The sequence below is a fragment of the Limnohabitans sp. Rim8 genome, from assembly GCF_943326455.1.
Classification (GTDB): domain Bacteria; phylum Pseudomonadota; class Gammaproteobacteria; order Burkholderiales; family Burkholderiaceae_C; genus Limnohabitans_A.
In genome coordinates, this window is sequence record NZ_CALPTI020000015.1 from 1 (window position 1) to 25,693 (window position 25,693).

At 57.7% G+C, this 25,693-nt stretch carries 24 protein-coding genes; all 24 read left to right on the forward strand.

Annotated features, from left to right (window positions below):
- The coding region (locus Q1M54_RS10885; protein ID WP_300557170.1) for a phage tail protein at positions 1 to 2,493 on the forward strand (2,493 nt) is incomplete at its 5' end.
- An 84-nt stretch (positions 2,494 to 2,577) separates the two neighbouring features.
- Positions 2,578 to 3,024, forward strand: coding sequence for a hypothetical protein (locus tag Q1M54_RS10890; protein WP_300557172.1), 447 nt, complete (start codon positions 2,578 to 2,580; stop codon positions 3,022 to 3,024).
- A 13-nt stretch (positions 3,025 to 3,037) separates the two neighbouring features.
- Positions 3,038 to 4,228, forward strand: a complete 1,191-nt coding sequence (locus Q1M54_RS10895) for a hypothetical protein (protein ID WP_300557174.1) — start codon at positions 3,038 to 3,040, stop codon at positions 4,226 to 4,228.
- Positions 4,229 to 4,239: 11 nt separating this feature from the next.
- Positions 4,240 to 5,166, forward strand: coding sequence for a hypothetical protein (locus tag Q1M54_RS10900; RefSeq protein WP_300557176.1), 927 nt, complete (start codon positions 4,240 to 4,242; stop codon positions 5,164 to 5,166).
- A 9-nt stretch (positions 5,167 to 5,175) separates the two neighbouring features.
- On the forward strand, positions 5,176 to 6,033 hold the full coding sequence (locus Q1M54_RS10905) for a hypothetical protein (RefSeq protein WP_300557179.1): 858 nt from the start codon (positions 5,176 to 5,178) through the stop codon (positions 6,031 to 6,033).
- Positions 6,030 to 6,656, forward strand: coding sequence for a hypothetical protein (locus Q1M54_RS10910; RefSeq protein ID WP_300557181.1), 627 nt, complete (start codon positions 6,030 to 6,032; stop codon positions 6,654 to 6,656). The genes Q1M54_RS10905 and Q1M54_RS10910 overlap by 4 nt, the downstream gene beginning before the upstream one ends.
- Positions 6,649 to 8,019, forward strand: a complete 1,371-nt coding sequence (locus Q1M54_RS10915) for a radical SAM protein (RefSeq protein ID WP_300557183.1) — start codon at positions 6,649 to 6,651, stop codon at positions 8,017 to 8,019. The genes Q1M54_RS10910 and Q1M54_RS10915 overlap by 8 nt, the downstream gene beginning before the upstream one ends.
- Positions 8,020 to 8,087: 68 nt before the next feature.
- Positions 8,088 to 8,471 (forward strand): hypothetical protein, encoded by a 384-nt coding sequence (locus Q1M54_RS10920; protein ID WP_300557185.1) that lies wholly within the window; start codon positions 8,088 to 8,090, stop codon positions 8,469 to 8,471.
- The gene (locus tag Q1M54_RS10925) at positions 8,468 to 8,932 is read left to right on the forward strand and encodes a glycoside hydrolase family 73 protein (RefSeq protein ID WP_300557187.1); all 465 of its coding nucleotides are present in this window, start codon (positions 8,468 to 8,470) and stop codon (positions 8,930 to 8,932) included. The genes Q1M54_RS10920 and Q1M54_RS10925 overlap by 4 nt, the downstream gene beginning before the upstream one ends.
- Positions 8,929 to 9,471, forward strand: coding sequence for a hypothetical protein (locus Q1M54_RS10930; RefSeq protein WP_300557189.1), 543 nt, complete (start codon positions 8,929 to 8,931; stop codon positions 9,469 to 9,471). The genes Q1M54_RS10925 and Q1M54_RS10930 overlap by 4 nt, the downstream gene beginning before the upstream one ends.
- A gap of 185 nt (positions 9,472 to 9,656) precedes the next feature.
- Complete coding sequence (rfaH, locus tag Q1M54_RS10935) at positions 9,657 to 10,574, forward strand: transcription/translation regulatory transformer protein RfaH (protein ID WP_300557191.1); 918 nt, start codon at positions 9,657 to 9,659, stop codon at positions 10,572 to 10,574.
- A gap of 103 nt (positions 10,575 to 10,677) precedes the next feature.
- Entirely contained in the window at positions 10,678 to 12,225 is a 1,548-nt protein-coding gene (locus tag Q1M54_RS10940; RefSeq protein WP_300557193.1) for a recombinase family protein, read from the forward strand.
- A 73-nt stretch (positions 12,226 to 12,298) separates the two neighbouring features.
- Complete coding sequence (locus Q1M54_RS10945; protein ID WP_300557251.1) at positions 12,299 to 13,225, forward strand: ParB N-terminal domain-containing protein; 927 nt, start codon at positions 12,299 to 12,301, stop codon at positions 13,223 to 13,225.
- Positions 13,222 to 14,268, forward strand: a complete 1,047-nt coding sequence (locus Q1M54_RS10950) for a plasmid partitioning protein RepB C-terminal domain-containing protein (protein WP_300557194.1) — start codon at positions 13,222 to 13,224, stop codon at positions 14,266 to 14,268. Before Q1M54_RS10945 ends, Q1M54_RS10950 begins: the two co-directional genes overlap by 4 nt.
- A 155-nt stretch (positions 14,269 to 14,423) precedes the next feature.
- Positions 14,424 to 14,795, forward strand: a complete 372-nt coding sequence (locus Q1M54_RS10955; RefSeq protein WP_300557195.1) for a MarR family EPS-associated transcriptional regulator — start codon at positions 14,424 to 14,426, stop codon at positions 14,793 to 14,795.
- Positions 14,792 to 16,246: a mannose-1-phosphate guanylyltransferase/mannose-6-phosphate isomerase gene (locus tag Q1M54_RS10960; RefSeq protein WP_300557196.1), complete on the forward strand. Its 1,455-nt coding sequence runs from the start codon at positions 14,792 to 14,794 to the stop codon at positions 16,244 to 16,246. Before Q1M54_RS10955 ends, Q1M54_RS10960 begins: the two co-directional genes overlap by 4 nt.
- Before the next feature lie 36 nt (positions 16,247 to 16,282).
- Complete coding sequence (tviB, locus tag Q1M54_RS10965) at positions 16,283 to 17,551, forward strand: Vi polysaccharide biosynthesis UDP-N-acetylglucosamine C-6 dehydrogenase TviB (protein WP_300557197.1); 1,269 nt, start codon at positions 16,283 to 16,285, stop codon at positions 17,549 to 17,551.
- A 10-nt stretch (positions 17,552 to 17,561) separates the two neighbouring features.
- Complete coding sequence (locus Q1M54_RS10970; RefSeq protein WP_300557198.1) at positions 17,562 to 18,584, forward strand: NAD-dependent epimerase/dehydratase family protein; 1,023 nt, start codon at positions 17,562 to 17,564, stop codon at positions 18,582 to 18,584.
- 21 nt (positions 18,585 to 18,605) lie between these two features.
- Positions 18,606 to 19,529, forward strand: a complete 924-nt coding sequence (locus tag Q1M54_RS10975) for a GDP-L-fucose synthase (protein ID WP_300557199.1) — start codon at positions 18,606 to 18,608, stop codon at positions 19,527 to 19,529.
- Entirely contained in the window at positions 19,526 to 20,698 is a 1,173-nt protein-coding gene (locus Q1M54_RS10980) for a DegT/DnrJ/EryC1/StrS family aminotransferase (protein WP_300557200.1), read from the forward strand. Before Q1M54_RS10975 ends, Q1M54_RS10980 begins: the two co-directional genes overlap by 4 nt.
- A 13-nt stretch (positions 20,699 to 20,711) precedes the next feature.
- Entirely contained in the window at positions 20,712 to 21,851 is a 1,140-nt protein-coding gene (gene gmd, locus Q1M54_RS10985; RefSeq protein ID WP_300557201.1) for a GDP-mannose 4,6-dehydratase, read from the forward strand.
- Positions 21,852 to 21,919: 68 nt separating this feature from the next.
- Positions 21,920 to 23,245, forward strand: coding sequence for an oligosaccharide flippase family protein (locus tag Q1M54_RS10990; RefSeq protein WP_300557202.1), 1,326 nt, complete (start codon positions 21,920 to 21,922; stop codon positions 23,243 to 23,245).
- 177 nt (positions 23,246 to 23,422) lie between these two features.
- Positions 23,423 to 24,538, forward strand: coding sequence for a glycosyltransferase (locus tag Q1M54_RS10995; RefSeq protein ID WP_300557203.1), 1,116 nt, complete (start codon positions 23,423 to 23,425; stop codon positions 24,536 to 24,538).
- A gap of 1 nt (position 24,539) precedes the next feature.
- Positions 24,540 to 25,676 (forward strand): hypothetical protein, encoded by a 1,137-nt coding sequence (locus Q1M54_RS11000; protein WP_300557204.1) that lies wholly within the window; start codon positions 24,540 to 24,542, stop codon positions 25,674 to 25,676.
- The last annotated feature ends 17 nt before the right edge of the window (positions 25,677 to 25,693 follow it).

Below are 25,693 nucleotides of genomic sequence, written 5' to 3' on the forward strand. Positions count from 1 at the left end.
ACCTGCAACCTATACCTGCAAAGCCGAGAGCAGGCCTACAAGGTGGTGCAGGACATGGCCTCGATCTTTCGGGGCATGGCTTACTGGTCGGGCGGTGCCATCACCGTGACCCAGGACGCGCCGCAGGATGCGGTCTACCAGTTCACGGCTGCCAATGTCCTGGGGGGCGAATTCGCCTACCAAGGATCGTCAGCAAAAGCCCGGCACACGGTAGCCCTGGTCAGCTGGGTGGACCCTGATGATTTCTACCGCCAGAAGGTGGAATACGTCGAGGACATGGCAGGCATTGCCCGCTACGGCGTGGTGCAGGCCGATGTGGTGGCGATGGGCTGCACATCCCGGGGTCAGGCCAACCGGGTGGGCAAGTGGCTGCTGTACTCCGAGCAGTCCGAATCGGAAATCATCACGTTCCGCACGGGGCTGGAGGGCGCTGTTGTTCGTCCCGGCGATGTCATCAAGGTGGCAGACAGCAGCAGAGGTGGCCTGCGCTTGGGTGGGCGCATCGCTGCGGCCACCACGGTAAGCGTCACGCTGGACCAGGACCTGCCCGCCGGTTCGTGGCGCATCTCTGTGCTGCAGCCCATGGGAGCGGTGGAGGAACGCCAAGTTGGATCCCTGTCTGGCCGAACGGTCGGGGTGACCAGCGCGTTTTCCGTAGCACCTCAGGTGGGTGCCATCTGGGTGCTGGCTTCCACGCAGGTGGAGACGCAACTGTTCAGGGTGGTGCAGGTCGCAGAGAGCGAGCCAGGCATCCATGAGGTCACGGCACTGGCCCATAACCCGAGCAAGTACGACGCCATTGAGCGGGGGCTGGCACTGCAGCCGCGTGACATCACGGTGCTCTCCACCACGCCCGTGGCGCCCACGGGCTTGGTGGTGACCGAGAGCCTGTACCGGGTCAAGGACCAGGCACTGGTGCTCATTCAGGTGGGCTGGGAGCAAGTCTTTGGGGCCCTGGAGTACCAGGTGAGCTACCGGGTCAATGGTGGCAACACCGTCACTCTGCCCCGGGTCTCGGCCACCTATCTGGAGATCCGCAACGCCGAGGCCGGGGACTATGTGTTCACCGTGCGGGCCGTTGGGGTGTCCGGCAAGCTTGGAGCCTCGGCCACGCTGAGTCAGGCCATCCTGGGCAAGCTGCAGCCGCCTGATGATGTGCAGGATTTTGTGGTGGTGCGTCGCACGACTGATCTGATGCTCAGTTGGAGCGCCAACACCGATGCCGATCTGGCAGGGTACGAGGTGAGGGTGGGTACGGGCTGGGATGCTGGCGTACTGGTTGGGCAGACCGCTGGCACCCAGCTTGTGCATGACCAGAGTGAATCTGGCCAGTACAACTACTTCATCCGGGCCTTTGACACCTCGGGCAAGTACAGCCAGCATGTCACCACCTTTCTGTTGACCCTGCTGGCGCCTGCTGCGGTGCGTCAGTTCGATGTGGTGCAGTCAGCTAACCGGCTGGAGTTTCGGTGGCTGCCCAATGCCGAGCCTGAGGTGGTGGCATACGAGCTGCGTGAAGGCACGGCCTGGGATACGTCGATTTTCATTGCCGAAGTCAAGTCCAGCAGCTTCACGCTGCCCTCGGGTTTCGACGGCGAGCGCAATTTCTGGATCAAGGCGATCGCATCGCCCGGCATCTATTCCGATGAGGCCACCTTCGTCTCCACCGTGGTGGCTCAGCTGCAAAACGCCAATCTGCTGGTCACTATCGATGCGCAGGCGACCCGGTTTCCCGGGGTGAAGCATTTCGCATCGGTCGAGTCGGTCAACAGCATGGATGTGCTGCGCATGGACAGTGGCGTGGCGCAGTCCGAGTACCTGTTCGAGGTGAACCTGCCCACCAGCTACCGGGCGCAAAACACACTTCTGGCCAGCATCGGGGCCACGTTGGACGACCGGGAGACTTGGTCATCGGCGAACTATGTCTGGAGCAGCAATGCGGCCAAGCGGCAGTGGACCTATGACGGCGCTCTCAAAAGCATTGAGGCGCGCTTTCAGATGGCGCGCGAGGATGCGCTGCAGCCGGGTGAGATCTACGGTTGGCGTCTCAATGGGGCGCTGGCTGGGTACGGCAACCCCGCCAGTGGTGAAGCCGTCGGTGTGAGCTATGGCGACGGGCGCTACGGCAGCGGCGTGCTCATCAAGGACACGACCAGGGTCTCCTGGGGCGTGAGCATTCCTGGGGTGTTCCATGTGAGCTTCTGGTTCATTCCGAACCAGATCACCACATCGGTCATCTGGATGGCCACGGGCACTGGGGTGAGCTTGCTTGTTGGGTTTGATGCGGTGACAAGCAGCTTCTTTCTGGAAGACCACCTGTTCAACCGGATCGTGGTGCCATACCCCGTTAACGTGAGCGATCGAGTTTGCATTGGCGTGTGTCAGACGGCCACCGAGCGCAGGCTCTTTGTCGGAAAGATGGGCGCAGAGGTGCAAAGCGCAAGCAGCCCACTGCTCCCCACAGCCGGGTATACGGCACTCAAGCTGTACTGAACCAAAACCTGAATCCTCACCACCACGTCGGGCGTTGCATCGAAATGTGAAGCGCCCGTTTTGTTTAATGAAACGGAAAACTCCATGATTGAAGAAGGCATGAGCATCAAGGGCTCGATCACGCTGCTGCTGGCCAAGCCAACCGGCGAAGTCGAGGTAGTCCACAAGGACAACATCATCGTCAACGGTGGCTTCGACTTCGTGGCCGATGCCATTGGCAATTCGGCCAGTCGTCCCGGGGTGATGGGCTGGATCGCAGTGGGTACCGGCTCCACGGCCGCTGCCTCTACCCAGACGGCCCTGGTCACTGAAATCAAGCGCAATGCGGCCACCTACGCCCACACGGCCGGTACCAAGGTGTTCACCTTCACGGCCAGCTACCCTGCAGGCGACGCCACGGGTGCTCTGACCGAAGCCGGGGTGTTCAATGCAGCCTCGGCAGGCACCATGTTTGACCGAGTCGTGTTCCCGGTGGTGAACAAAGGCGTGGACGACAGCCTGACTGCCGTCTTCACCTTCACCATGAGCTGATTGGGCGCTTGAGATGGCCGAGACCGTCAACGTCTCCAGCTCCCCGGGGGCGAACTACACCTGGACTTCGGGAAAGTTTGCCTGGAGCAGCGCCACGGCAGGCAAGAACTGGTCAACGGCTTACCCAGCTGTGTACGCCCTGAGCGTGGCCACGGATTTGAGCTTCGCCGAGCTGTTTCAGAAAATGGGCATCAAGCGCAGTTCCGAGGGCCTGGCCTTGGCAGAAAAGCCCAGCCGGGCTGTGGCGCTCAACAAGTTCGAAACCTTGAACTTCGTGGAGACCTACACCGATCTGATTGCCTATGTGCTGCGCATCGTCGAGTCGCTGACCTTCTCGGAAAAGTATGCACGCTCCGGCACAAAGGCCGTGTTCGAGGTGTTTCAGGTGGGGGAGGGACTGGCGCGGCAGTTGGTCTGGCGCAAATACGAGACGCTGGCGCTGGCCGAGACCTACACCGACCTCATTGCCTACATCCTTCGGGTGTCCGAGAGTTTTAGCTTGGCTGAGAAACCTGCCAAGGCCATGACCAAGCCGCAAGGCGAGAGCTTTGGCGTGAGTGATGCGCTGGCCCGCTCACAGGTCAAACGGGTGGCGGAAGTTTTCTCATTTGCCGAAGTTCTGGGCAGGACGGTTGCATACCGTCGCTCGATCAGTGAAGGCTTTTCGATTGGCGAAGCGCTCAAACGGTCCCAGACACTCAGACTCAGTGAAGCCTTGGGCCTGGCAGAGCAGTATCGGCGCCGAGCCAATGGCGTCATCAGCGACATGATCGTGGCCAGCACCGAGATCACCGAGCAGGACTTCATGGACATCCTGGAGTCCGGTCATCCCCCCGGGTATACCAACTTCCGGGATTTCATTCAGGGTGACTATACCTACCAGCGGGCGCTTTTCAGGGCGATCCTTACTTCCAGCAATGCCGACCGTGGCTACATCGATGGCCTGCGCGTCACGGTGGACGTGCCCGATGTCTTTGATCGTGGCACAGCGCAGGTGATCACAGCCGCCAATGGCGTTGCCGTGGTCTTCACCAGGCAGTTCCGCGTGGCACCTGAAGTTACGTTGACTTTCAAGGGTGGCACCACCATCGCCGTCCCCCGAATCCTGGGTTCGGTCTCCATCACCGGCTTCACCGCTGTTCTTGAAAGCACCTCTGGCACGCGAGTGACCGGGGCCATCTCCTGGGTCGCACAGGGTTACTGAAGAGAAACCAAATGCAGAACTACACCGAAATCCCATCCTCCACGACGCTCTCGGACTCCTTGTCCCAGATCCTGAACAACGACAAGACGGCGTTGTCGCTCTCCAGTGGCACATCATTTCCGACGGTGAACCTGCAGCAGGGCATGCCGTGCTTCCGGACCGATGAGCAAAAGCTCTACGTCCTCACCGTGGTCAGCCCCGCCACTTGGAAGATGGTCATTGATCTGTCGGCCACCGTGGGCAAAGTGGCCAATGCGGACCTGCTCGATGGCATTGACTCGACAGGCTTTGCGCTTGCTGGGCATAACCACGACGCGGCCTACGCAGCCTTGGGTCACAACCACAACGCCACTTACTTGGGGCTCACGGCCAAGGCGGCCGACGCTGACAAGCTTGATGGCTATGACTCCACAGCCTTTGTGCGCTCGGTCAATGGCTACGGGCCAGATGCGAACGGCAACTCCACTGTGCCGATCGATCTGTCCAGCCGAGTTGCCAAGACCGGAGACACCATGTCCGGCACGCTCACAGTGCCACGCCTGCAGATCTCCAGCACGGCCAACTACCTGGACATGGTGGACCAGGACTGGGGTACGCGCTACCTGCACCACAACCAGGGGCTCATGGGATTTCTGAAATCCGATGGCAACTGGGACATGTACATGAACAACAGTGGCCAGATGTGGACCGCCAATTACGGCTGGCTGCACGACTACTTTTTCAGCGCCGTTAGCAACTGCTTCAGAAGCTACAACCCGAGCGCGGGTTGGCAGGGTGCCCCCAACTGTGTTGCCAATACAGCCGATTACTACAACTGTGGGGATCAGAACCCATACGTTGGTTATTACATGTTGCGGCTTGTTGATGGCGGCTCGACGGTCAGCTTTGGTTCTCAGACCACGCGTTACAACTGCAATTGCGCCTGTGATTGCTGTTGAGGAGGAAACATGAAGCTCTACACAGGCAACAAAAACCCACCCTTCGCGCTGGATCTGGCACTTGACGGTACCAGACTGAGTTACAGCGTGCGTCCCATCATGCAGCGGGAGTTCGTCGGCGATCCGACCAAGGACCACCCAGGCGGCGGCAAATACTTCGACCAGTCTTTGATCACGGAGTGGCGTGGCGATTTCGGGGTACTTGGAGAGCCGATCTACCAGCGCACGCTGGACCTGCAGGCGTTCCAGCAGCACCCCGAGTTTTCTGATCACGCCAGCTTCATGCTGTACGCCCCTGTGGGCCGGATGGAGCGCTCGGCTGCACCCGAGGGTGTTTATGTCCAAACGCCCAACCTCTACGTGGCCACGCTGGCCTCCAAGATGGATGCGCAGGCTTACCACGCCTCGGTCCTGCAAACACATCCCTTGGGCCACATCCTGGTGCCATTCAGGGCCTCGCCCCTGGAGGACTGGAGTCTGGGATTCAACGTGTTTGATCCGGTTTTGATCAAAGCAGGGCGCGGCATCAAAGTCGTTCCGGCGATCACGCTGGCGCTGGTGCGCGAGGAAACGCTGCCCGTTGTCCGATTTGTCGGCGGCCATTCTGTCGAGGTTGCCGCAAGCGAAGAGCTCGCCATCGGGTTCCGTCTGGAAACGCCTGAGGGTGTGCCCATCACGGACAGGGATGCCGAGGTGTATCTCGAGGCGACGGCGGGCTATCTGGTCGGCCGACGCATCAAAACCGTCGGCGGCCAGGGTTCCACCAGCTTCAGGCCGGACGGCATGGCTGCGGGTGAGAACGCCAAGATCAAGGTCGGCTTCAAGTATTTCTCCGGCACCGATGACCTGATGGTGAATGTCCTATGAAGCTTGATCTCTTTCCGACGATGGCAGGCATCTGGGCGTTCAATCTGGGTGGCAGTTTTGATCTCTTCCTGTGCAAGGAATTGCTGCGGCTTCATGAACACATGAAAACCGGTGCCGAGATCTGGGACCGCAGGCCGCACGACATCTTTGACGGCTCAGTGAGCCTAGCCTCCATGCTGGCCAGAGAAGCCTTGCCCGTGCTGCAAAAGGACTTCATCGGCCCAAATGGACGGATCACAAGTCTGCAAGGACGCGAGGTGGTCCGCACACGTGGCGTGGAAATCATGCCGCACTCGGACGAGGATGAGTGCCATTTGCAGGCGGTGTACTTCCCCAATGGCCCGGAGCTCGATCCGGGGCAGAGCCTGCAGTCGCAGGTCAATCAATACGGACCGAATGCGTTTGCCATCTGCAATCCGGACTGGCGTTCATCGGGCTTTGGCAAATGCCTGATGCCCTGGGAGCAACACGCCAAGTACTGGATCAAGCCCCACAGGGGTTTGCTGGTGGCCTTTGACGCCCGGGCCGTTCATTTCCAGAAGCCCTATCCCGGTGATCCCCTCAGGGACGACCCGTTTGTGCAGGTGCTTTTGAACATCAAGGTGGAACGAATCGATGGCTAAATTTCTGATCACGGCATTGGACCCTCGCACAGACACTGTGGTGCCACTGCTCTACGACAACATGGACTCAAGCCTGACAGACCTCAAGGGCCAGTCAGTGATCCGCACGGTAGACCCCAGTCTTCAGGCTCCGCATCCAGTGGCACAGGTGACCTCCCGGGACGCACCGCTTGGGAAAACCTCTCCGCGCATCCTCAAGATCTCGCTGGGTCTGTCCTGCAACTACGCCTGCGAGTACTGCTCCCAGCGCTTCGTCGCACGCAACGACGAGACCAACCCAGAGGATGTGACGGGTTTCATGGCGTCACTGGACAGTTGGGTCCGCTCACCACCCGAGGCCATCGAGTTCTGGGGTGGGGAGCCACTGGTGTACATCAAGACCCTGCGGCCCTTGGCCGAGGCGTTGCGACTGAAGTATCCCCAGACCAGGTTCTCAGTAATCACCAATGGCTCGCTGCTGAACCTGCAAGTCAATGAATGGCTGGATGACCTGGGATTCACAGTCAGCATTTCCCACGATGGCCCAGGTCAGCATGTGCGTGGCCCGGATCCATTGGAAGACCCACTGGCCAGGCAGGCGATCCTGGAGCTGTACCGGCGCTTGGCACCTGAGGGGCGGTTCAGCTTCAACGCCATGCTCAACCGATCCAACCAGTCCCGAGCTGCAATTCACGCATTCTTTGCCGAGCTCACTGGCGACCCAGACGTCTTGATCGGGGAGGGCGGCTTTGTGGACGCCTATGACGATGGGGGGCGGGCACTGTCCCTCAAGCCAGAAGAGTTCCACGCTTTTCGGCGACTGGCATTTCAGGAGATCCGGCTGGGCAAGGCGGGGCGCATCTCAAGCGTCCGGGACCGGACCATGTCCTTCGTGAATTCCTTGAGGTTCAAGCGGCCAGCCTCAAGCCTGGGGCAGAAATGCGGCATGGACCGCACCGATTCCATGGCCGTGGACCTCAAGGGCAACGTCCTGACTTGCCAGAACGTGAGTGCGGCAGCTGTGGCGCCTAACGGTGAGCCCCATCGCATTGGGCATACCAACCAAATGCAGGACGTGACCCTCAAGACGGCAGCGCACTGGTCCCACCGGCAGGAATGCCCGGGTTGCCCGGTTCTTCAGATCTGCAAAGGGGCGTGCATGTTCCTGGAGGGGCCGCTGTGGGACGTGTCCTGTGACAACGCCTATTCGGATGCGCTCCCCATCTTTGCCGCCGGGATCGAGTTCCTCACCGGGCTAGTGCCTGTTCACATCGAGGGTGAACTGCGCGAGGAGCGCAAGGACATTTTCGGGTTTTCTGAGCAGGCGAGAGCACCTCGGGATAGCCCCACCAAGCCCTTCCCGATTGCGGTTGTTGCCGCCTGAACTGATCAAGCCCCTTTTATTGACCGCTGCCATGGTTCGCCCTGGCGGCTTTTCTTTTGGAGAAACGAATGCCAGAACCTACAAGCAGCGGGGTCGCCGGAGCAGCGGTGGCCTACAAAGCATTTGGTGGAACCGCAGCAGCGGCAGCCAGTGGAGCCACCCTGGCTGCAGTGGTGGTCATGTTGATGACGCCACCTCGCAACAAACGGGAGTGGGCCGTTGGGCTGATCAGCACCGTGGTGTCCAGCATCGGCGGTGGCGCCATCACTGTCGAGCACTTTGGGCTTCATCACTGGGCCTTCTCAACCATGGGGCTGTGCGCCCTGGGTGGGTTGATCTTTGCCTGTGGCCTGCCGGGATGGGCGATGGTACGTTGGACGTTTGCCTTCATCGATAAACGCCGTGACGACTCCATTGATGAGGTAGCCAAAGACGTGAAGGAGCTGCTGTGATTCCCAGTGAATTCATCATGCGGCTCACGCCGGGTGCTGTGGCATCGGCCAAAGCCACGGGTGTTCTGGCCAGCATCTCTATTGCGCAGGCTGCTCTGGAGTCGGCTTGGGGGGAGTCTGGTCTGGCCAAGACAGGCAACAACCTCTTTGGCATCAAGGCAGACAGCCTCTGGCGCGGACCAACACTGACCATAAACACCAAGGAGTTCATCAAGGGTCAGTGGGTGGTGGTGCCTGCTTTGTGGCGCAAATACCCAAGCTGGCAGGCCAGCATCGATGACCACGCCGCGTTCCTCAAGCGCAACCCCCGGTACAAGGCCTGCTTTGCATGCACCAGTGCTCCGGCATTCGCCAGGGCCCTGGCTCAGTCAGGTTATGCCACCGATCCCGAATACGCAAACAAATTGATTGCTGTGATGGACAGACACCAGCTTCAAGCTTTGGACGGAGGTGACCTATGAATGCCATTGCCCTGATCAGTGCACTTGGTGCTTGGCCTTGTTGGCGGTTGGTTCTGAAGCTGCTTCTGTGCCTGGCCATCTTCACCGCCGGATTCGTCCTGGGCCAACGGCATGTCCAGCAAGCCTGGAATGCTGAGCGGCTACAGCAACAGGCCGAGTCCTTACAGCAGTCCCTGCAGGCAGCCCAGATTCAAACCCAACAAGAACGCATCAACCAGAAGATTTCGATCGACTATGAAACCCAAAAATCCAAGCTGGCGCGCCGTCCCCCTGTGCTGCGCGATGGCTCTCTCAGCCTGTGCATCCCGCCCAGCAATCCAGCCGGTCCAATGCCCACCATGGCCGAGCCTCCCCCCAGCGCTGATGCCGCCCCCACCAACCTTGTACCTGATCCCGACCGAGATGCGGCCATCATCAGCTGTGACCAATTAGCCCGTGATGCGACCGACACCACGCTCATGGTGCTGTCGTTTCAGCGCTGGTATGCCGAACAAGCCAAAGCGCAGGCCACAGCACAGACCGTAGTGCCCGAACCTTGATCATTCCCAGACCCCGTCTGCGTCCATCATCCCCACTGGGGTGGTGAGTCGCAGACGGGGTCTTTTGTCGTTTCTGGCGTAGATCTGCCTGTGTTGCTTACAGGTCTGTGCAATCTGTCTGTTCCGCTTGACTTGTTCACCCGGCAGAGCGTTCATGCTGGCATGACAGACAAGATAAACAAAACATGACTCCACGGCTGCTGACGACACAAGAAGCTGCCGAGCGCTTGGGCCTGACCCCCGGCAGCTTGCAAGAGCTGCGCTGGAAAGACGATGGGCTGCCCATATTCCAGAACGGCCTGTCCGTTCACTACCGGTTGGAAGATCTGGAAGCATTCGAGCAGCGCGAGTTGCGAACCCTGCTGAAGCAGGTGCTGCAACGCGAGCGGCCACTGCCTCTAATCCGAGCCATTGCTCGCTCGCTCGACCTCAGTGTCAACACCCAAGGCGAAGAAAGCAACCCCGAGGTCTTCAAACTCGCCGAGCGGCAAGACTTGAAGCCAGCCCCCAAGGTCAAGGGTGCTGCTCCTACACCAACAGAGGAGCCTGTTCCGTCATCACCTGCCAAAGCCACGGCAGCCATTGACCTCAGCCTGCCACCTCAACACGCCTGGTACCTGGTCCACACCAAAGCCCGCCAAGAAGACACTGCCATCACCAACCTGCAGCGACAGAACTTCCGTTGCTACATGCCCATGCTGCATGTAGAAAAGGTCCGCCGGGGCAAACCGGTGGTGGTGGCCGAGCCCATGTTCCCCAGCTACGTGTTTGTGCAACTGGACACCAGCGGCCAAGGCCAAAGCTGGTCGCCTATTCGCTCCACGCTGGGCGTACGCGAGTTGGTCAAATTTGGCGGTCACCCGCCCAAGGTTGACGCCGAGCTCATCAACACACTTCACGAGCGCGAGCAACTGCAGCAGTCCAATCCTCAGGCCCTCTTTGCCGCCGGCGACAAGGTCGTCATCACCCATGGGCCCTTCGCTGGCATCGAGGCCATCTACCAAACAACCGACGCAGAGCGGCGTTCCATGATCTTGTTGTCCATGCTCAACAAGCCCGTGTCCATGCGCATTGAGCCTGGCCAGTTGCGTAAATGTGGCTGATCGCAAAAAAGTCTGCAAACAGGTCTAGAAATGACTTGATAGCTCTGCCGCTTCGAATCCAACATGGTCCGAACGAACAGAACCAAGCAGTCCACAAGTCCACATGACCTCAGAAGATCCACCCAAAACATTCCGTGCCGCCCAGTACGTGCGCATGTCCACCGAGCATCAGCAGTACTCCACGCATAACCAGGCTGACAAGATTCAGGAATACGCCGACCGGCGTGGCATTGAGATCGTGCGTACCTATGCCGACGAGGGCAAGAGCGGCCTGTCCATCGACGGCCGGGCCTCCCTGCAAAAGCTCATCGCCGATGTCGAAGCCGGCAATACCGACTTCAACCTGATCCTGGTCTACGACGTCAGCCGCTGGGGGCGGTTTCAAGATGCGGACGAGTCGGCTTACTACGAATACATCTGCAAGCGCAAAGGTATCGCGGTCGCCTACGTGGCCGAGCAGTTTGAAAACGACGGCTCACCCGTCTCCACCATCGTCAAAGGCGTCAAGCGCGCCATGGCGGGGGAATACAGCCGGGAGCTGTCAGCCAAGGTTTTTGCCGGCCAGTGCCGGCTCATCGAGATGGGGTTTCGTCAAGGGGGGCCTGCAGGGTACGGCCTGCGCCGGGTGTTGATTGACCAGACCGGCGCCATCAAAGGCGAGCTCAAAAACGGCGAGCACAAAAGCCTTCAGACTGACCGGGTCATCCTCATGCCCGGCCCCGATCACGAAGTGGCCATGGTCTTGCAGATGTTCGCTTGGTTCATCCAAGACGACTTGCCCCTGGCCGAAATTGCGAAGCGGCTCAACGACCAAGGCATTCGCACCGACAACCAGCGGCCCTGGACGTACAGCACCGTGCGCCAGGTGCTCACCAACGAAAAGTACATCGGCAACAACGTCTACAACCGCCACTCCTTCAAGCTCAAAAAGCTGCATGTCAACAACCCGCCAGCCATGTGGATCCGCAAGGAGGGTGCGTTTGAAGGCATCGTACCGCTGGACACCTTCCTCAAAGCTCAAGAAGTGCTGGCTGAGCGCACCCGCCGTTACAGCGACGAAGAGTTGCTGGCTCACCTCAAGCAGCTTTATGCCGAATGCGGCACCTTGTCAGGCTTCATCATCGACCAGGCCCCTGGGCTGCCGTGCGCCATTACCTACGCACACCGCTTTGGCAGCCTCACCCGGGCTTATGAGCTGGTGGGGTTCCACACCTCGCGCGACCAGGGCTTCATCGAAATCAACCGACGGCTGCGCCAGCTCCACCCCGAGATCGTGCGCCGCACCGAAGAGACCATTGCTGAGCTGGGCGGCAGTGTCCGCCGCGACGGCAAGACAGATTTGCTCACCCTCAACGACGAGCTGGTCATCAGCCTTGTGCTGGCGCGCTGTCAAACCCTGCCCAATGGCCAGCAGCGTTGGCGCATCCGGTTTGACACCGAACGCTTCAGTCCCGACATCACCGTCGCGGTGCGACTGGATGCGCAAAACGCCAATGAGCTCGACTACTACCTGCTGCCCCGCCTGGACCTGCCTGAGCAAGAAATCCGGGTCTGCAACCGCAACAGCGCTAATTTCGAGTGTTTCCGGTTTGACGACCTGAACTTTTTCTACGGCATGTCAGAGCGCGAACGCTTGCAGCGCAAGTTTTAAACCCACTCCACCAACCTGAAAGGACTTACCCCATGCTCACCACCCCAATCCAAACCCCACGGAGGCCTACATGATGACCGACACTCCTGAAAACGTGAGCTTGGTGCCCATTGCGCGCATCGAGGTGCTCAACTCCCGCGACCGCAATATGAAGGTCTTTGAGGAGATCGTCGAGAGCATCCAGCTCATCGGCCTCAAAAAACCCATCACCGTGGCCGAGCGGGCCGGTGAGGATGGCCAACCCAAATACGTGCTGGTCTGCGGGGAAGGGCGCCTGAACGCCTTCCGCATCCTGGGCGAGACGCACATCCCCGCCTTGGTGGTGGACGTGAGCGATGAAGACGCCTTCATCATGAGCCTGGCCGAAAACATCGCCCGGCGGGGTTACCGGCCGCTGGAGATCCTGGCTGACATTGAGCTGCTGCGCGAGCGGGGCTACACGGCCGACGTCATCATCCAAAAGACGGGCCTGTCTCCCAAATACGTGCGCGACATCGTCTTTTTGCTGGAGCAGGGCGAAGAGCGCCTGATTGAGGGCGTGCAGCGCGGCTCCATCCCGCTGACCACCGCGCTTGAAATTGCCCGGGCCAGTGCCAACGACCCGCAAAACGCCAACGGTGAGGGCGGCGAATCCAACCTGGGCGACCTGCTGCAAGAAGCCTATGAAAACGGCCAGCTCAAAGGCCGCCAAATCATCGAGGCCAAGCGCCTGATTGAAAAACGCCAAGAACTAGGTCCATCGTCACCCAACGCGGCGCAAATCAAGCCGCCCACCTCCAGCTACAGCTTGGTGCGCACCTACCAAAAAGAGGTGGAGCGCCAACGCAAGATGGTCCTCAAGGCCGAGCATGCTCATCAGCGACTGCTGCTGGTGGTGCAGGGCCTCAAAAAACTCTTTGCCGACGAAAACTTTGTCACTCTGCTGCGCGCCGAGGGTCTCGACACATTGCCCAAGTACCTGGCCGAGCGCATCAACCACTTTGAAGGAGCACCCGCATGAACCCCAGCAGCAACGCACAGCCCAAAATCGCAGAGATGTACCCCGGCATTTACAGGCCCACAAACCAGGGCGAAGGGGAGGGCGGCCCTGACCTGCCCATGCAGCCCCTCAACACCTTGCTGGGTTTTGACCTGGAAACCTACCAGGTGCCTCTGGACCATTTACTGCCCAGCAAAAAGATCATGGACGGCACCATGAGCACCCGCAAATACAAGCAGGTGGTCTCGTCCATCCACGAAATCGGGCTCATCGAGCCCCTGTCTGTCATCCAGCCCGACCCCAAAAAATCAGAGTTCCTATTGCTCGACGGTCACCTGCGGGTGTTGGCTCTCAAAGAGCTGGGCATGGAAACGGCACCCTGCCTCATGGCCAAAGACGACGAAACCTTCTCATACAACCACCGGATCAACCGTTTGTCTACGGTGCAAGAGCACTACATGTTGCGCCGCGCGATCGACCGGGGCGTCAGCCGTGAGCGTTTAGCCAGGGCTTTTAACGTCAACCTCAGCTCCATCAACCGCCGCATCAACCTGCTCGAAGGCATCTGCCCCGAGGCCATCGACCTGCTGCAAGACAAGCAGTTCACCCCAGATGTCACCCGCATCCTGCGCAATATGAAAGCGGCCCGACAGGTGGAAGCGGTAGAGCTCATGGTGGCCAGTAACACCATCACCGTGGCCCATGCCGAAGCCCTGCTTAAAGCCACGCCACCTGAGCAGCGCGCCGACCTTAAGCCTGCCGAGCGAGACAAGACCTCACCCATCGAGCAGATCGTCAAGCTTGAGAAGGAAATGAGCCAGGTACACACCCAGTACAAAGACGCCGAGCAGAACTATGGCTCCGATCTACTCAACCTGGTGGTGGCCAAAGGCTACCTCACCAAGCTGCTGGCCAACGATGCCGTCAAAAGCTATATCCAGCGGCACGAGCCCGAGATTCTGGAGCAGTTCGAGCTGGTGGTGAACACCGTCAGCATGGAAGAGGCTGTCCAGCAGCAGGCCGAAACCAGCCCGGCAGACGTCAGTGAAGCGTCAGAACCATAATGTTTTCGATAAATATTTTGAGCCTGACATACAAAACCCATCAGGAAAACCCTAAAATCATGCGAATTCGCACAAACGTTCCCCAGCGGAACAGCTCCTAACGCGCTTGCCGATCGTGACACGGCATGGCGGTAGCGTGGCCAAAACCTCATCCCATGACCAGCCGCCGATCCCAGCTTCAGGAAGACACCTATTTCCGAGTCTTGCGTATGCTGCAAGACAACCCCGACATGACCCAGCGCGAAATTGCTGAAAAATTGGGCATCAGCACCAGCGGGCTGAACTACTGTTTGAAAGCGCTCATCGATAAAGGCTGGGTGAAGGTGCATAACTTCAGCCAAAGCAAGAACAAGTTCGGCTACATCTATGCTCTCACGCCGCAGGGTATTGCAGAAAAGGCCCTGTTGGCAGGCAGATTCCTGAAGCGAAAAATGATGGAGTACGAACAACTTCAGTCTGAAATTGAAGCCCTTAAGCTCGAAATGAGCAGTCCTGGTGGGGATGCCCAGAAAGCGCAAAACGCATGATTCAAGTTACCCCTGTCATTCTCTGCGGCGGCTCTGGCACCCGCTTGTGGCCACTGTCCCGTACCGGTTTTCCTAAACAATTCCTGTGCCTGACCGGTAACGAAAGCCTCTTCCAGCAAGCTGCCCTGCGACTGAATCATTTGGGCAATGCAGACATTGCGGTTGCCAGCCCCATCATCGTCACGGGTGAAGACCACCGCTTTTTGGCCGCCGAGCAATTACGTGAAGCAGGCATTGAACTGGGCTTTGCTCTGCTTGAGCCTGTGGGGCGAAACACTGCACCAGCGCTTACTTTGGCAGCCCTGGCGGCCATGGAGGGTGACGCAGACCCTGTGCTGGTCGTTTCACCCGCAGATCAAACGGTGGTCAATGCAGCGGCCTTCACCGCTGCCATGCAACAAGCAGTGGGAGAGGCTGCAAACGGCACCATCGTCATTTTGGGTGTGACACCAGACAAGCCAGAGACTGGTTATGGCTATATCCAAATCAACCAAGCTGAGACGAATGCCGGCGTACATGCTGTCCGCCGCTTTGTAGAAAAGCCTGATGCCAACACAGCTCAGTCCTACCTGAACGAAGGTGGCTACTACTGGAATGCTGGCATGTTCGTGCTCAAAGCGTCGGTGTGGCTCAAAGCACTTGAGCAGTTCCGCCCAGACATCCTGCAGGCCACGCAGGCCGCCTGGGACAAGCGCAGCACAGACAACCAATTTATGCGCCCTGGCATGGCTGAATTCGCTGCCATTCCGTCCGAATCCGTCGATTACGCCGCCATGGAGCAATGCCCAGGCAGCAGTTTTCCCATCAAGATGGTCCCGCTGGATGCAGGTTGGAATGACTTGGGTGCATGGGACGCAGTCTGGAATGTTTTGCCAAAGGACGGAGCTGGCAATGCCCATTTGGGCGACGTACTGACCACTGACAGCAACAACACTTTGGTGCACGCCACCAGCCGACTCGTTAGCCTGGTGGGGGTTGAAAACCTGATCGTTGTGGAAACGCCCGACGCCGTGCTGGTAGCAGACAAAACCCGCAGCCAGGATGTCAAACACATCGTCACCCAACTACAGAAAACAAAACGCGAAGAGCATACGCTGCACCGTAAAGTGCATCGCCCATGGGGTTGGTACGACACCATCGACGAAGGCGGGCGATTCAAAGTTAAGCGCATCCAGGTCAAGCCCAAAGCCAGCCTCAGCTTGCAGAAACACCATCACCGCGCCGAGCACTGGATTGTGGTGACTGGCACCGCCGAGATTACTAACGGCGACAAGGTGTTGACCTTGACCGAAAACCAATCTACCTACATCCCACTGGGTGAAGTCCATCGCCTGGCAAACCCCGGCAGTATCCCGTTAGAAATTATTGAAGTTCAGTCAGGCAGTTACCTTGGCGAAGACGACATAGTGCGTATTGAGGATACATACGGAAGAAATGGATTAATTGGATAACGAGAATTTTGAGTTTCTGTACTAAGTTAAAAATTCATGAATAAAACAATCGCAATCATTGGCTTGGGATATGTTGGTTTGCCGCTAGCCGTCGAGTTCGGAAAGAAGCGTCCTGTGATCGGCTTTGACATCAACGAGGCACGGGTGATAGAGCTGGGCTCCGGCCGTGACCACACCCTCGAGTGCAGCCCTGAAGAGCTGGCAGAGGCCGCGCATCTTACCTACAGCCATCAGTCTGACGACCTGGCGAAGGCCCAGATCTACATCGTCACAGTACCCACCCCGGTCGACCAAGCCAACCGCCCTGACATGACCCCCTTGATCCGGGCCAGCCAGACGGTGGGTAAGGCCCTCAAGCGTGGCGACATCGTCATTTATGAATCCACGGTCTATCCGGGTGCCACAGAGGAAGTCTGCGTGCCGGTGCTCGAGCGTGTGAGCGGCCTGAAGTTCAACCAGGACTTCTTCTGCGGTTACAGCCCTGAGCGCATCAACCCTGGCGACAAGGAGCACCGTCTACCGACGATCAAGAAAGTCACGAGCGGCAGCACCCCGGCCATCGCTGATGAGGTCGACGCCCTGTATGCCGCCATCATCACCGCGGGCACGCACAAGGCCAGTAGCATCAAGGTGGCCGAGGCCGCCAAGGTCATCGAGAACACGCAGCGCGATGTGAACATCGCCCTGATGAACGAGTTGAGCCTGATCTTCCACAAGCTGGGCATCGACACCCAGGAAGTGCTGATCGCCGCAGGCACCAAGTGGAACTTCCTGCCCTTCCGCCCGGGCCTGGTGGGTGGCCATTGCATTGGCGTCGACCCTTACTACCTGACCCACAAGGCGCAGGAAGTGGGCTACCACCCCGAGGTGATCCTAGCGGGTCGGCGCATCAACGACAGCATGGCCCGCCATGTGGCGGACGAGACGGTCAAGCTGATGCTGCGCAAGAATATCCAGGTGCTGGGCGGCAATGTCCTGGTGCTGGGCCTGACGTTCAAGGAGAACTGCCCTGACGTGCGCAACACCAAGGTGGTGGACATCGTGAAAGCCCTGGGCCAGTACAACGTCCGCGTGGACATCTACGACCCCTGGATCGACGTGGAAGAGGCCCGTCACGAGTATGGCGTGCAGTGCTTGACTTCGGCCCCGGCGCAAGGCGCTTACGACGCCATCGTGCTGGCTGTTGGCCACCATCAGTTCGCCGCGCTGGGCGAGCAGGGCATCAAGGCCTTTGGCAAGCAGGGCGCCGTGCTGTTCGACGTCAAGGGGCTTCTTCCTCTGGGTGCGGCCGATGGCCGTCTGTGAGGGGGCAGGCATGAACCGGTATCAGCAAGTCAAGGAAACGCTCAAGGCCCAGCCACGCACCTGGTTGGTCACGGGAGTCGCGGGCTTCATCGGCAGCAACCTGCTGGAGAACCTGCTGCGCCTGGATCAGCGGGTGATCGGGCTGGACAACTTCGCCACTGGCCACCGTCGCAACCTGGATGAAGTGCGCAGCCTGGTCGACGCCCAGCAATGGGATCGGTTCACCTTCATCGAAGGCGACATCCGTGACCTTGACCACTGCAAGCGCGCCTGCGAAGGCGTGGACCACGTGCTGCACCAGGCGGCATTGGGCTCAGTGCCCCGCAGCTTGGGCGATCCGGTCACCAGCAACGCGACCAACATCTCCGGCTTCCTTAACATGCTCGTGGCTGCTCGCGACGCGCAAGTGAAGAGCTTCACCTACGCCGCCAGCAGCAGCACTTACGGCGACCACCCTGCGCTGCCTAAGGTCGAGGCCAACATCGGCAAGCCCCTCTCGCCGTATGCCGTGACCAAGTACGTCAACGAACTTTACGCCGACGTCTTCGCCCGAAGCTATGGCTTCACCACAATCGGCCTGCGCTACTTCAACGTGTTTGGCCGACGCCAGGATCCCAACGGGGCTTACGCCGCCGTCATCCCCAAGTGGACGTCCTCCCTGATCGCCGGCGAGCCGGTGTTCATCAATGGCGACGGCGAGACCAGCCGGGACTTCTGCTACGTGGCCAATGCCGTGCAAGCCAACATCCTGGCGTCAATGGCCACCGATCCGGAAGCCCGCAACCAGGTCTACAACGTCGCCGTGGGCGACCGCACGACTTTGAACCAGCTCTATGGCCTGCTCAGGGACGGCTTGGCGGCGGAAGGTGTCGGCCGTGACGCCCAGCCCACTTACCGTGACTTCCGGGCTGGCGATGTCCGGCACAGCCAGGCGGACGTCAGCAAGGCCCGCCGCTTCCTGGGTTACGAACCTTCCCACACCTTGAAGCAAGGCCTGGACGAGGCCTTGTCCTGGTATGTGGCGCATCGTTGAGCGACTGAGGAGAAAGCAGACATGAAGATCCTTCTCACCGGAGGTCGGGGCATGGTGGGCATGAACGTGCTTCAGCATGCGCGCGCAGCCCGGCATGAGTGGCATGCCCCAACGCGCCAGGAACTCGACCTAATGGACGCCGGGGCCGTCCTCGCGGCCATCGAGCGCATTCAGCCGGATGTCATCGTGCATGCCGCAGGCAAGGTCGGTGGCATCGAGGCCAATCGTGCGGATCCTTGGGGCTTCATGGTCGAGAACGTGACCATCGGCCTCAACGTGGTGACTTCTGCCCGCAAGGTCGGCGTGCGCAAGCTGGTCAACTTGGCCAGCTCGTGCATCTATCCGGCCAACCATGCGGGACACCTCACGGAGGACATGCTCCTCTCGGGCGCGCTGGAGCCCACGAACGAGGCTTACGCGGTGGCCAAGATCGCGGTGCTGAAGCTCTGCGCCTATGCCCGCGAGGCCAGCTCAGGGCTTGCGTACAAGTCCATCATCCCCTGCAACATCTTCGGGCCATACGACAACTTCCATCTTATCCGCGCCCACCTGCTGCCCGCGATCATCCGCAAGGTCCACGAGGCGCGCGAGTCCGCAGGCCAGTCGGTCGAGATCTGGGGTGACGGGTCGGCGCGACGTGAGTTCATGTACGCCGGCGATCTGGCTGACGCCATCATTGAGGCTTGCGAACGCTACGACGAGATGCCCTCGTTGATGAACGTCGGCACCGGTGTGGACTACAGCATCCTAGAGTATTACGAGGCCGCGCGCCGAGTGCTGGGTTGGGAAGGCGAATTCACCTTCGACCTCTCCCGTCCGACCGGCATGAAACGCAAGGTCGTCGATGTCTCGTTGCAGACCTCTTGGGGCTGGAGTCCCCAGGTCAGCCTCGACGAGGGCATTGCCCGCACGTACCAGTCTTTCTTGGAAGGGAAAATCCGATGACATTCAAGTTCCCCCTGGCGACCTTTACCTGGGACGCCGAAGAGTACGCAGCCATCCAGTCGGTGATCGACTCCAACATGTTCAGCATGGGGCCGCGCGTGGCCCAGTTCGAGCGGGAATTCGCGGCCTTCGCGGGCTGCCGCTTCAGCTTGATGGTGAACTCTGGTTCGTCGGCCAACCTCGCCATGATCGCCGCCTTGTTCTACACCAAGGAAGAGTCCCGCAGGCTGCGCCCCGGCGACGAGGTGATCGTCCCGGCGGTCTCTTGGAGCACCACCTACTATCCCCTGCATCAGTACGGCCTGAAGGTGAAGTTCGTCGACATCGATCTGCAAACCTTGAACATGGATGTCGAGCAAGTGCGGCGAGCCGTCGGACCGCGCACGCGGGCGATACTGGCGGTCAACTTGCTGGGCAACCCCTGCGACTTCCGTGCGCTCCAGGCCATCTGCGAGGAGCACAAGCTCCTGCTGCTGGAGGACAACTGCGAATCCATGGGCGCCACCCTGGATGGCCGCCAGTGTGGCACGTTCGGTCTGATGGGCACCTATTCGACATTCTTCTCCCATCACATTTCGACGATGGAAGGTGGGCTGATCTGCACGGATGACGAAGAGCTGCATCACATCCTGCTGTGCCTGCGGGCCCACGGGTGGACGCGCAACCTGCCCCAGCAGAACCTGGTGACCGGCACCAAGAGCGATGACCCGTTCGAGGAAGCCTTCAAGTTCGTGCTGCCGGGATACAACCTGCGTCCTCTCGAGATGGAAGGTGCCCTGGGCAGCGCTCAGGTCAAGAAACTTCCTGACCTGATCGCTGAGCGCCGCCGTAACGGCGCCCTGTGGACGGCCCGCATGGCTGACCATCCCGACCTGATGATCCAGCGCGAGCAAGGCGAGAGCAGCTGGTTCGGCTTCAGCATCGTGATCCGCCCCGGTTCTGCAGTGACACGTCCTCAACTCCTGGCGCGTCTGCGCGAGCTGGGCTTCGAGTGCCGTCCTATCGTGACGGGCAACTTCGCCAAGAACCCAGTGGTGCAGTATTTCGATCACGAAGTCGTGGGTTCCCTCGAGAACGCAAATCACATCGACAAGCACGGCCTGTTTGTCGGCAACCATCATTACCCTATCCCCGAGGCGGTTGAGGCCATCGCCGCTCTGCGTTTCTGAGGAATCCACCATCATGTCCAACACCCCTCGCAAAAAAGCGCTTGTCACTGGTATCACTGGCCAAGATGGCGCATACCTCGCGCAGTTCCTGCTCGACAAGGGCTACGAGGTGCACGGCATCAAGCGTCGCACCTCCCTGTTCAATACCGACCGTATCGACCACCTCTATCAGGACCCCCACACGGAAGATCCACGGTTCATCCTGCACTTCGGCGAGATGACGGATTCCACGGCCCTGATCCGCACGGTCCAGAAGGTGCAGCCTGACGAGATCTACAACCTTGCGGCCCAGAGCCACGTTGCGGTCAGTTTCCAGGAGCCCGAATACACGGCCAATGCCGACGGCCTTGGCGCCCTGCGCCTTCTGGAGGCCATCCGGATCGTGGGCTTGGAGAAGACGACCAAGTTCTACCAAGCCAGCACGTCTGAGCTGTATGGCCTGGTGCAGGAGATCCCCCAGCGGGAGACCACGCCTTTCTATCCCCGCAGCCCTTACGCTGTGGCCAAGCTCTACGCCTATTGGATCACGGTCAACTACCGCGAAGCCTATGGCATGTACGGGTGCAACGGCATCTTGTTCAACCACGAGAGCCCGATGCGCGGCGAGACCTTCGTGACGCGCAAGATCACCCGTGCCCTGGCCCGCATCTCGCTGGGTCTGCAAGATTGCGTCTACATGGGTAACCTTGGAGCCCTGCGTGATTGGGGCCATGCTCGGGACTACGTGGAGATGCAGTGGCTAATGCTTCAGCAAGACAAGCCCGAAGACTACGTGATCGCCACCGGAGTGCAATACAGCGTGCGTGAGTTCATCCGCCGTGCTGCGATGAGGCTGGGTGTGACGGTCGAGTTCTCTGGTGAGGGCGACCAGGAGATCGGCACGGTGACCCGTGTCGAAGAAGTGGCAGCAAAGTCCCTTGCCAAGTGCAAGCGCGGGGATGTCATCGTCCGTGTGGATCTCCGGTACTACCGTCCCACCGAAGTGGAAACATTGCTCGGCGACCCCACGAAGGCCCGCGAGAAGCTGGGTTGGACGCCCCGCACGACTTTTGAGGAATTGGTCAACGAGATGGTCGATGCCGACTTTGACTCCGCGCGACGCGACCATATGGTCAAGGCGGCTGGTTTTAAGATCTATCACCACCACGAGTGATTCGTCCTGGCTTCACTACTGCACCCTGCTGAAGCAGAAGATGGTACCTAGGTACTGCCTTTGACTAGATGATTTCCATTGCATCGTCCACGATACGAGCTACGGTCGTCGCTTTCCGGGGCAGGCTTGCTTCCGGGTTTTTGTGGAACCTGATCTCGACCTTTGCCTTCCAGGGCTCGGTCCTGATTACCGGATTGATTCTAGCTAGGGTCCTTGGTCTCAAGACTTTTGGTGTGTATGCACTGGTCACCATGACGGTGATGACTGTAGTAGGCGTCGCCCAAGGTGGTGTCGGAATTATTGGCACCAAGTTTGTGGGCGAATGGCTTCATGCCGAGCGTGATCGGATTAGCCGTGTGTTACACATTTGTGCAGTATTCACGTTGCTTACGGGCGCTGCAGCAACCGCCTTTCTTGGCCTTTCTGCCCCTTGGGTAGCGGATAGGCTGCTGAACAACCCTGACGTGGCCACAGCCTTGAGGTGGGTATCGGTCGGCACGCTATTTCAAGTGCAGACGGTTTACCTTCAGGGAGCCCTGCAAGGCTTTGGTGCCTTCCGGGCCATCAGTAAGGCAGGCGCCTGGGTCGGCCTGTTTCATGGTGCGCTTTCCGTTGCGGGAGCATTGCTCTGGGCACTGGATGGAGCGGTAATTGCATTCACATGCTCTTCGGTTGTGCGCTGGTGGCTGTTCCGCAATGCTCTCAATGAGTGCTGCCGAGAACATGACATCAGAGCCTCCAGCGAGACTCGTCCGGAGGACTGGGCGCTGATTTGGCGTTTCGCCTTGCCAGCAGGACTGGCTAGCTTGGTCACGTTGCCCTGTCTTTGGGGTGTGACCGCGCTGGTGGCTCGGCAGCCAGACGGGTTGGCCTGGGTGGGTCTGTTTGCAGTGGCTCATCAACTGCGACAACTAGTTCTGCAGATTCCCATCCTGCTTAATACGGTCGCCTCCTCAGTGCTCAGCCGTCTCAAGGGCCGGAACGAGGGCAGTGAATATTGGAAGATATTCCGAGCCAACCTGATCTTGGGAGTTAGCTTCTCGACATTCATGGTACTTTTGCTGGCATCGGTCTCGATCCCTGTGCTGAAGTTGTATGGCCCAGGCTTTCAGGATGGGCAGGGACTGCTGCTGGTGCTATTGTTGTCGGTGATCCCAGAGGTGATTGGCGTGACGGCCTATCAGTTGGTGCAGTCTTCTGGGCGTATGTGGCGCTCTTTGTTATTCATCGTCGCTCCACGTGATCTACTTTATCTAACCTTGGCAGCCTGGTCCTTGCCAATCTGGGGTTTGGTCGGCTCTGGCTGGGCCTATCTCACAGCCTATACGCTTGGTTGTGTAGCGACCTTGGTTGTGGGACTTGGTGGCAAGAAGCAACTTCCAACTGATAGGTGACCGTGGAAAGATCGTCAATTCATAAAACTTTAAATAGATTGCTCAAGGAACGATGGTGAATCTAGCGGCCGACTAGGCATAGAAACATGCGAATATCAGCTATTTTATGGCGCTTATAGCTTGTGTAATCACTCACCACGATACCCTTATTAGCCCGTAATTTATAACCTATATCAAATGCAGAAAAAGTTAATTAAAGTAGCGATACTTGGGCTTCGACTCGATGCAATTCGTGAACTTGGTCGCTTCGAAGTCCATGGCCTTCCATTGATTGAACTGAGTGGTTTGCGCCGCTCTTTTCGAGGACTCCTGCGCGACGGGCTTGGTAGTGTTCAATACGGACGAGCGATGCTTAAGGCTGAGTATGTCGACGATCTGTACCGAAATCGGAATCCTAAGTACATGGCTGCTGCACAGGCACTGTTAGATAGCCTAAGCGATTTCGACGTAGTTATATTTAGCACTTACAACCCGCTCCATCCTGAGCTTCTCGCTGACGGCTTAAAAAATAAAATAAAAGTACTCGGTTTTACCGATGATCCACACTCGACTTATGTGCGTGGCATTCCGTATCTTTGGGCATTTGATGCTGCTTACTATATATCGCCTGCATATTCCTCTCAGATGGGGTTTTCAGAACTCTTTGCAAAGATCGGGTACAAGCGAGTTAAATGGCTCCCCCTTGTCCAGCCTATTGATTACCCTCGGCTAACATTTGATGAAATTCGAAACCGATCCATTACTATGGCTTATGTGGGGGCTCCCACTGGTTCAAAAATCGATAGGTTAAAAGCTCTTGATCAAGCGTTTGGATCCGACCTAGCATTGTTTGGTCGCTGGCGGATGAAGGGCTATTATGGTTATGTCCGCCCCTTTCTTGGTGAACCTCCTTTTTTACGAACAGTTCGACCAATCACTCAAGCGGACAAATTGTTGCTGTACCGCAAAACAAAAATCGGCTTCAACATGCATGTGAGTAATATTCCTAGCGAGTGTGGGAATATGCGTACATATGAGGCTGCTGCCTTTGGAATGATGTTGCTGAGCGATCGTGCTGGATTGAACCTTCAGAGGGAAATCTTTGAAGAAGGTAAAGAGGCAATTTACTACGATAGTATCGAAGAGGCAATTGAACTAGCACGCTTCTACGCTAACAACACAGAGGAGCGGACCCGGATTGCACTAGCAGCGCATCGACGTGCACTCGCAGAGTACTCATGGGAAAAAGTGACTCATGATTTTTTAACTTGGCTTATTGACGGTAAGGTCTCTTCGAGTGCTGCGTCGAAATAACTTGCAAGATCAGGATCGCAACTCCGTAGTCAGATCCTGGTGGTTAACAGCATTCCAGTTCCTCATTTTGCTGTTTTTTTCAATGTTTGACTTTTATAAGTCAGGTGTTCGAATTTTTGATATTGCGGCATTTATTATTATTATAATATTTTTATTGATATATTTTTTTGATCTAAAGTCATTGCAGACAATACCGGTAATATTGCTCGCGGTAGCTGGAATCTATGCGTCCTTCGGCCTCCTTTCGAGCGAGAACTATCTAACCGTCTTCGCACTCTTCATCAACTGCTTTCTCTTATACCTGCTGTCTCAAAAAGAATTGAGGCCAAGTCAAAATCAAATAATTATAGTATTGTTAATTCATCTTGCATTTTTCTTTTTACAATTATTTTATTTTTATGCAGTTGGAGATGTGGTCAATTATCACTATTTTACTGATATTGATCCAAGATTGGAGAGTTCAATATTTAGACCGGCGGGATTGTTTTACGAGCCCGCGATTTATTGCTATGCATTATTTATATTAACGACGATGCTGGATCCTAAGAAGTCTAAATACGGTTTCCTAGAGGCAGTTGTCATGTTTTCCATGGTTCTATCTGTGTCGTTGTTGGGATTTTTGTTTGCTACTTTTATCTTCATTAGACTTGTGTTTAATAAAAAGTTTATTGCGCCAATATTATGCCTTCTGCCGATTATTTTTGTAAGTAAAGAGCAGTTCGAAATGATATTTATTTTTATAGAGAGTCGAGTTTTGGATTTAGGTTCCGACGCCTCTGCTGAAGGTCGATACGGAGACTTTTTTAATCTCTTCTCTAGCGAAAATTTAATCTATCACCTCGTTGGTCGAGGATTTGGTGCCAGCTTCGAACAGTTTGGCAGTTCGGGAGCATCGGCGGCTATTAGTGCGGTTGGCGTTGTGGGTGTTGTGCTCTTTGCGGGTTGGTTGTTTTTTAAATCACGAGAGTTACTAGTTGGTATATTGTCTTTGATTGCAATCATGATCTCCGCCCCGATTTTTAGTTATGGAATTTTCCCGTATTGGATCGCAAACATCATATGTCACAGCAATCGTTTGCGTAACGCTATGAGTGAACAAAAAATCAAAAAAAGCATGCACGAAGATATTGGTCAGTGAGTTTTCGATGATGCTGT

Coding starts and splice junctions, on each gene's coding strand:
- Q1M54_RS10955 (WP_300557195.1), top strand. CDS start 14,424: ATGACCAGCCGCCGATCCCAGCTTCAGGAAGACACCTATTTCCGAGTC.
- tviB (WP_300557197.1), top strand. CDS start 16,283: ATGAATAAAACAATCGCAATCATTGGCTTGGGATATGTTGGTTTGCCG.
- Q1M54_RS10975 (WP_300557199.1), top strand. CDS start 18,606: ATGAAGATCCTTCTCACCGGAGGTCGGGGCATGGTGGGCATGAACGTG.
- gmd (WP_300557201.1), top strand. CDS start 20,712: ATGTCCAACACCCCTCGCAAAAAAGCGCTTGTCACTGGTATCACTGGC.
- Q1M54_RS10895 (WP_300557174.1), top strand. CDS start 3,038: ATGGCCGAGACCGTCAACGTCTCCAGCTCCCCGGGGGCGAACTACACC.
- Q1M54_RS10930 (WP_300557189.1), top strand. CDS start 8,929: ATGAATGCCATTGCCCTGATCAGTGCACTTGGTGCTTGGCCTTGTTGG.
- Q1M54_RS10970 (WP_300557198.1), top strand. CDS start 17,562: ATGAACCGGTATCAGCAAGTCAAGGAAACGCTCAAGGCCCAGCCACGC.
- Q1M54_RS10980 (WP_300557200.1), top strand. CDS start 19,526: ATGACATTCAAGTTCCCCCTGGCGACCTTTACCTGGGACGCCGAAGAG.
- rfaH (WP_300557191.1), top strand. CDS start 9,657: ATGACTCCACGGCTGCTGACGACACAAGAAGCTGCCGAGCGCTTGGGC.
- Q1M54_RS10945 (WP_300557251.1), top strand. CDS start 12,299: ATGACCGACACTCCTGAAAACGTGAGCTTGGTGCCCATTGCGCGCATC.
- Q1M54_RS10915 (WP_300557183.1), top strand. CDS start 6,649: ATGGCTAAATTTCTGATCACGGCATTGGACCCTCGCACAGACACTGTG.
- Q1M54_RS10990 (WP_300557202.1), top strand. CDS start 21,920: ATGATTTCCATTGCATCGTCCACGATACGAGCTACGGTCGTCGCTTTC.
- Q1M54_RS10950 (WP_300557194.1), top strand. CDS start 13,222: ATGAACCCCAGCAGCAACGCACAGCCCAAAATCGCAGAGATGTACCCC.
- Q1M54_RS10995 (WP_300557203.1), top strand. CDS start 23,423: ATGCAGAAAAAGTTAATTAAAGTAGCGATACTTGGGCTTCGACTCGAT.
- Q1M54_RS10900 (WP_300557176.1), top strand. CDS start 4,240: ATGCAGAACTACACCGAAATCCCATCCTCCACGACGCTCTCGGACTCC.
- Q1M54_RS10940 (WP_300557193.1), top strand. CDS start 10,678: ATGACCTCAGAAGATCCACCCAAAACATTCCGTGCCGCCCAGTACGTG.
- Q1M54_RS10920 (WP_300557185.1), top strand. CDS start 8,088: ATGCCAGAACCTACAAGCAGCGGGGTCGCCGGAGCAGCGGTGGCCTAC.
- Q1M54_RS10905 (WP_300557179.1), top strand. CDS start 5,176: ATGAAGCTCTACACAGGCAACAAAAACCCACCCTTCGCGCTGGATCTG.
- Q1M54_RS10890 (WP_300557172.1), top strand. CDS start 2,578: ATGATTGAAGAAGGCATGAGCATCAAGGGCTCGATCACGCTGCTGCTG.
- Q1M54_RS10910 (WP_300557181.1), top strand. CDS start 6,030: ATGAAGCTTGATCTCTTTCCGACGATGGCAGGCATCTGGGCGTTCAAT.
- Q1M54_RS10960 (WP_300557196.1), top strand. CDS start 14,792: ATGATTCAAGTTACCCCTGTCATTCTCTGCGGCGGCTCTGGCACCCGC.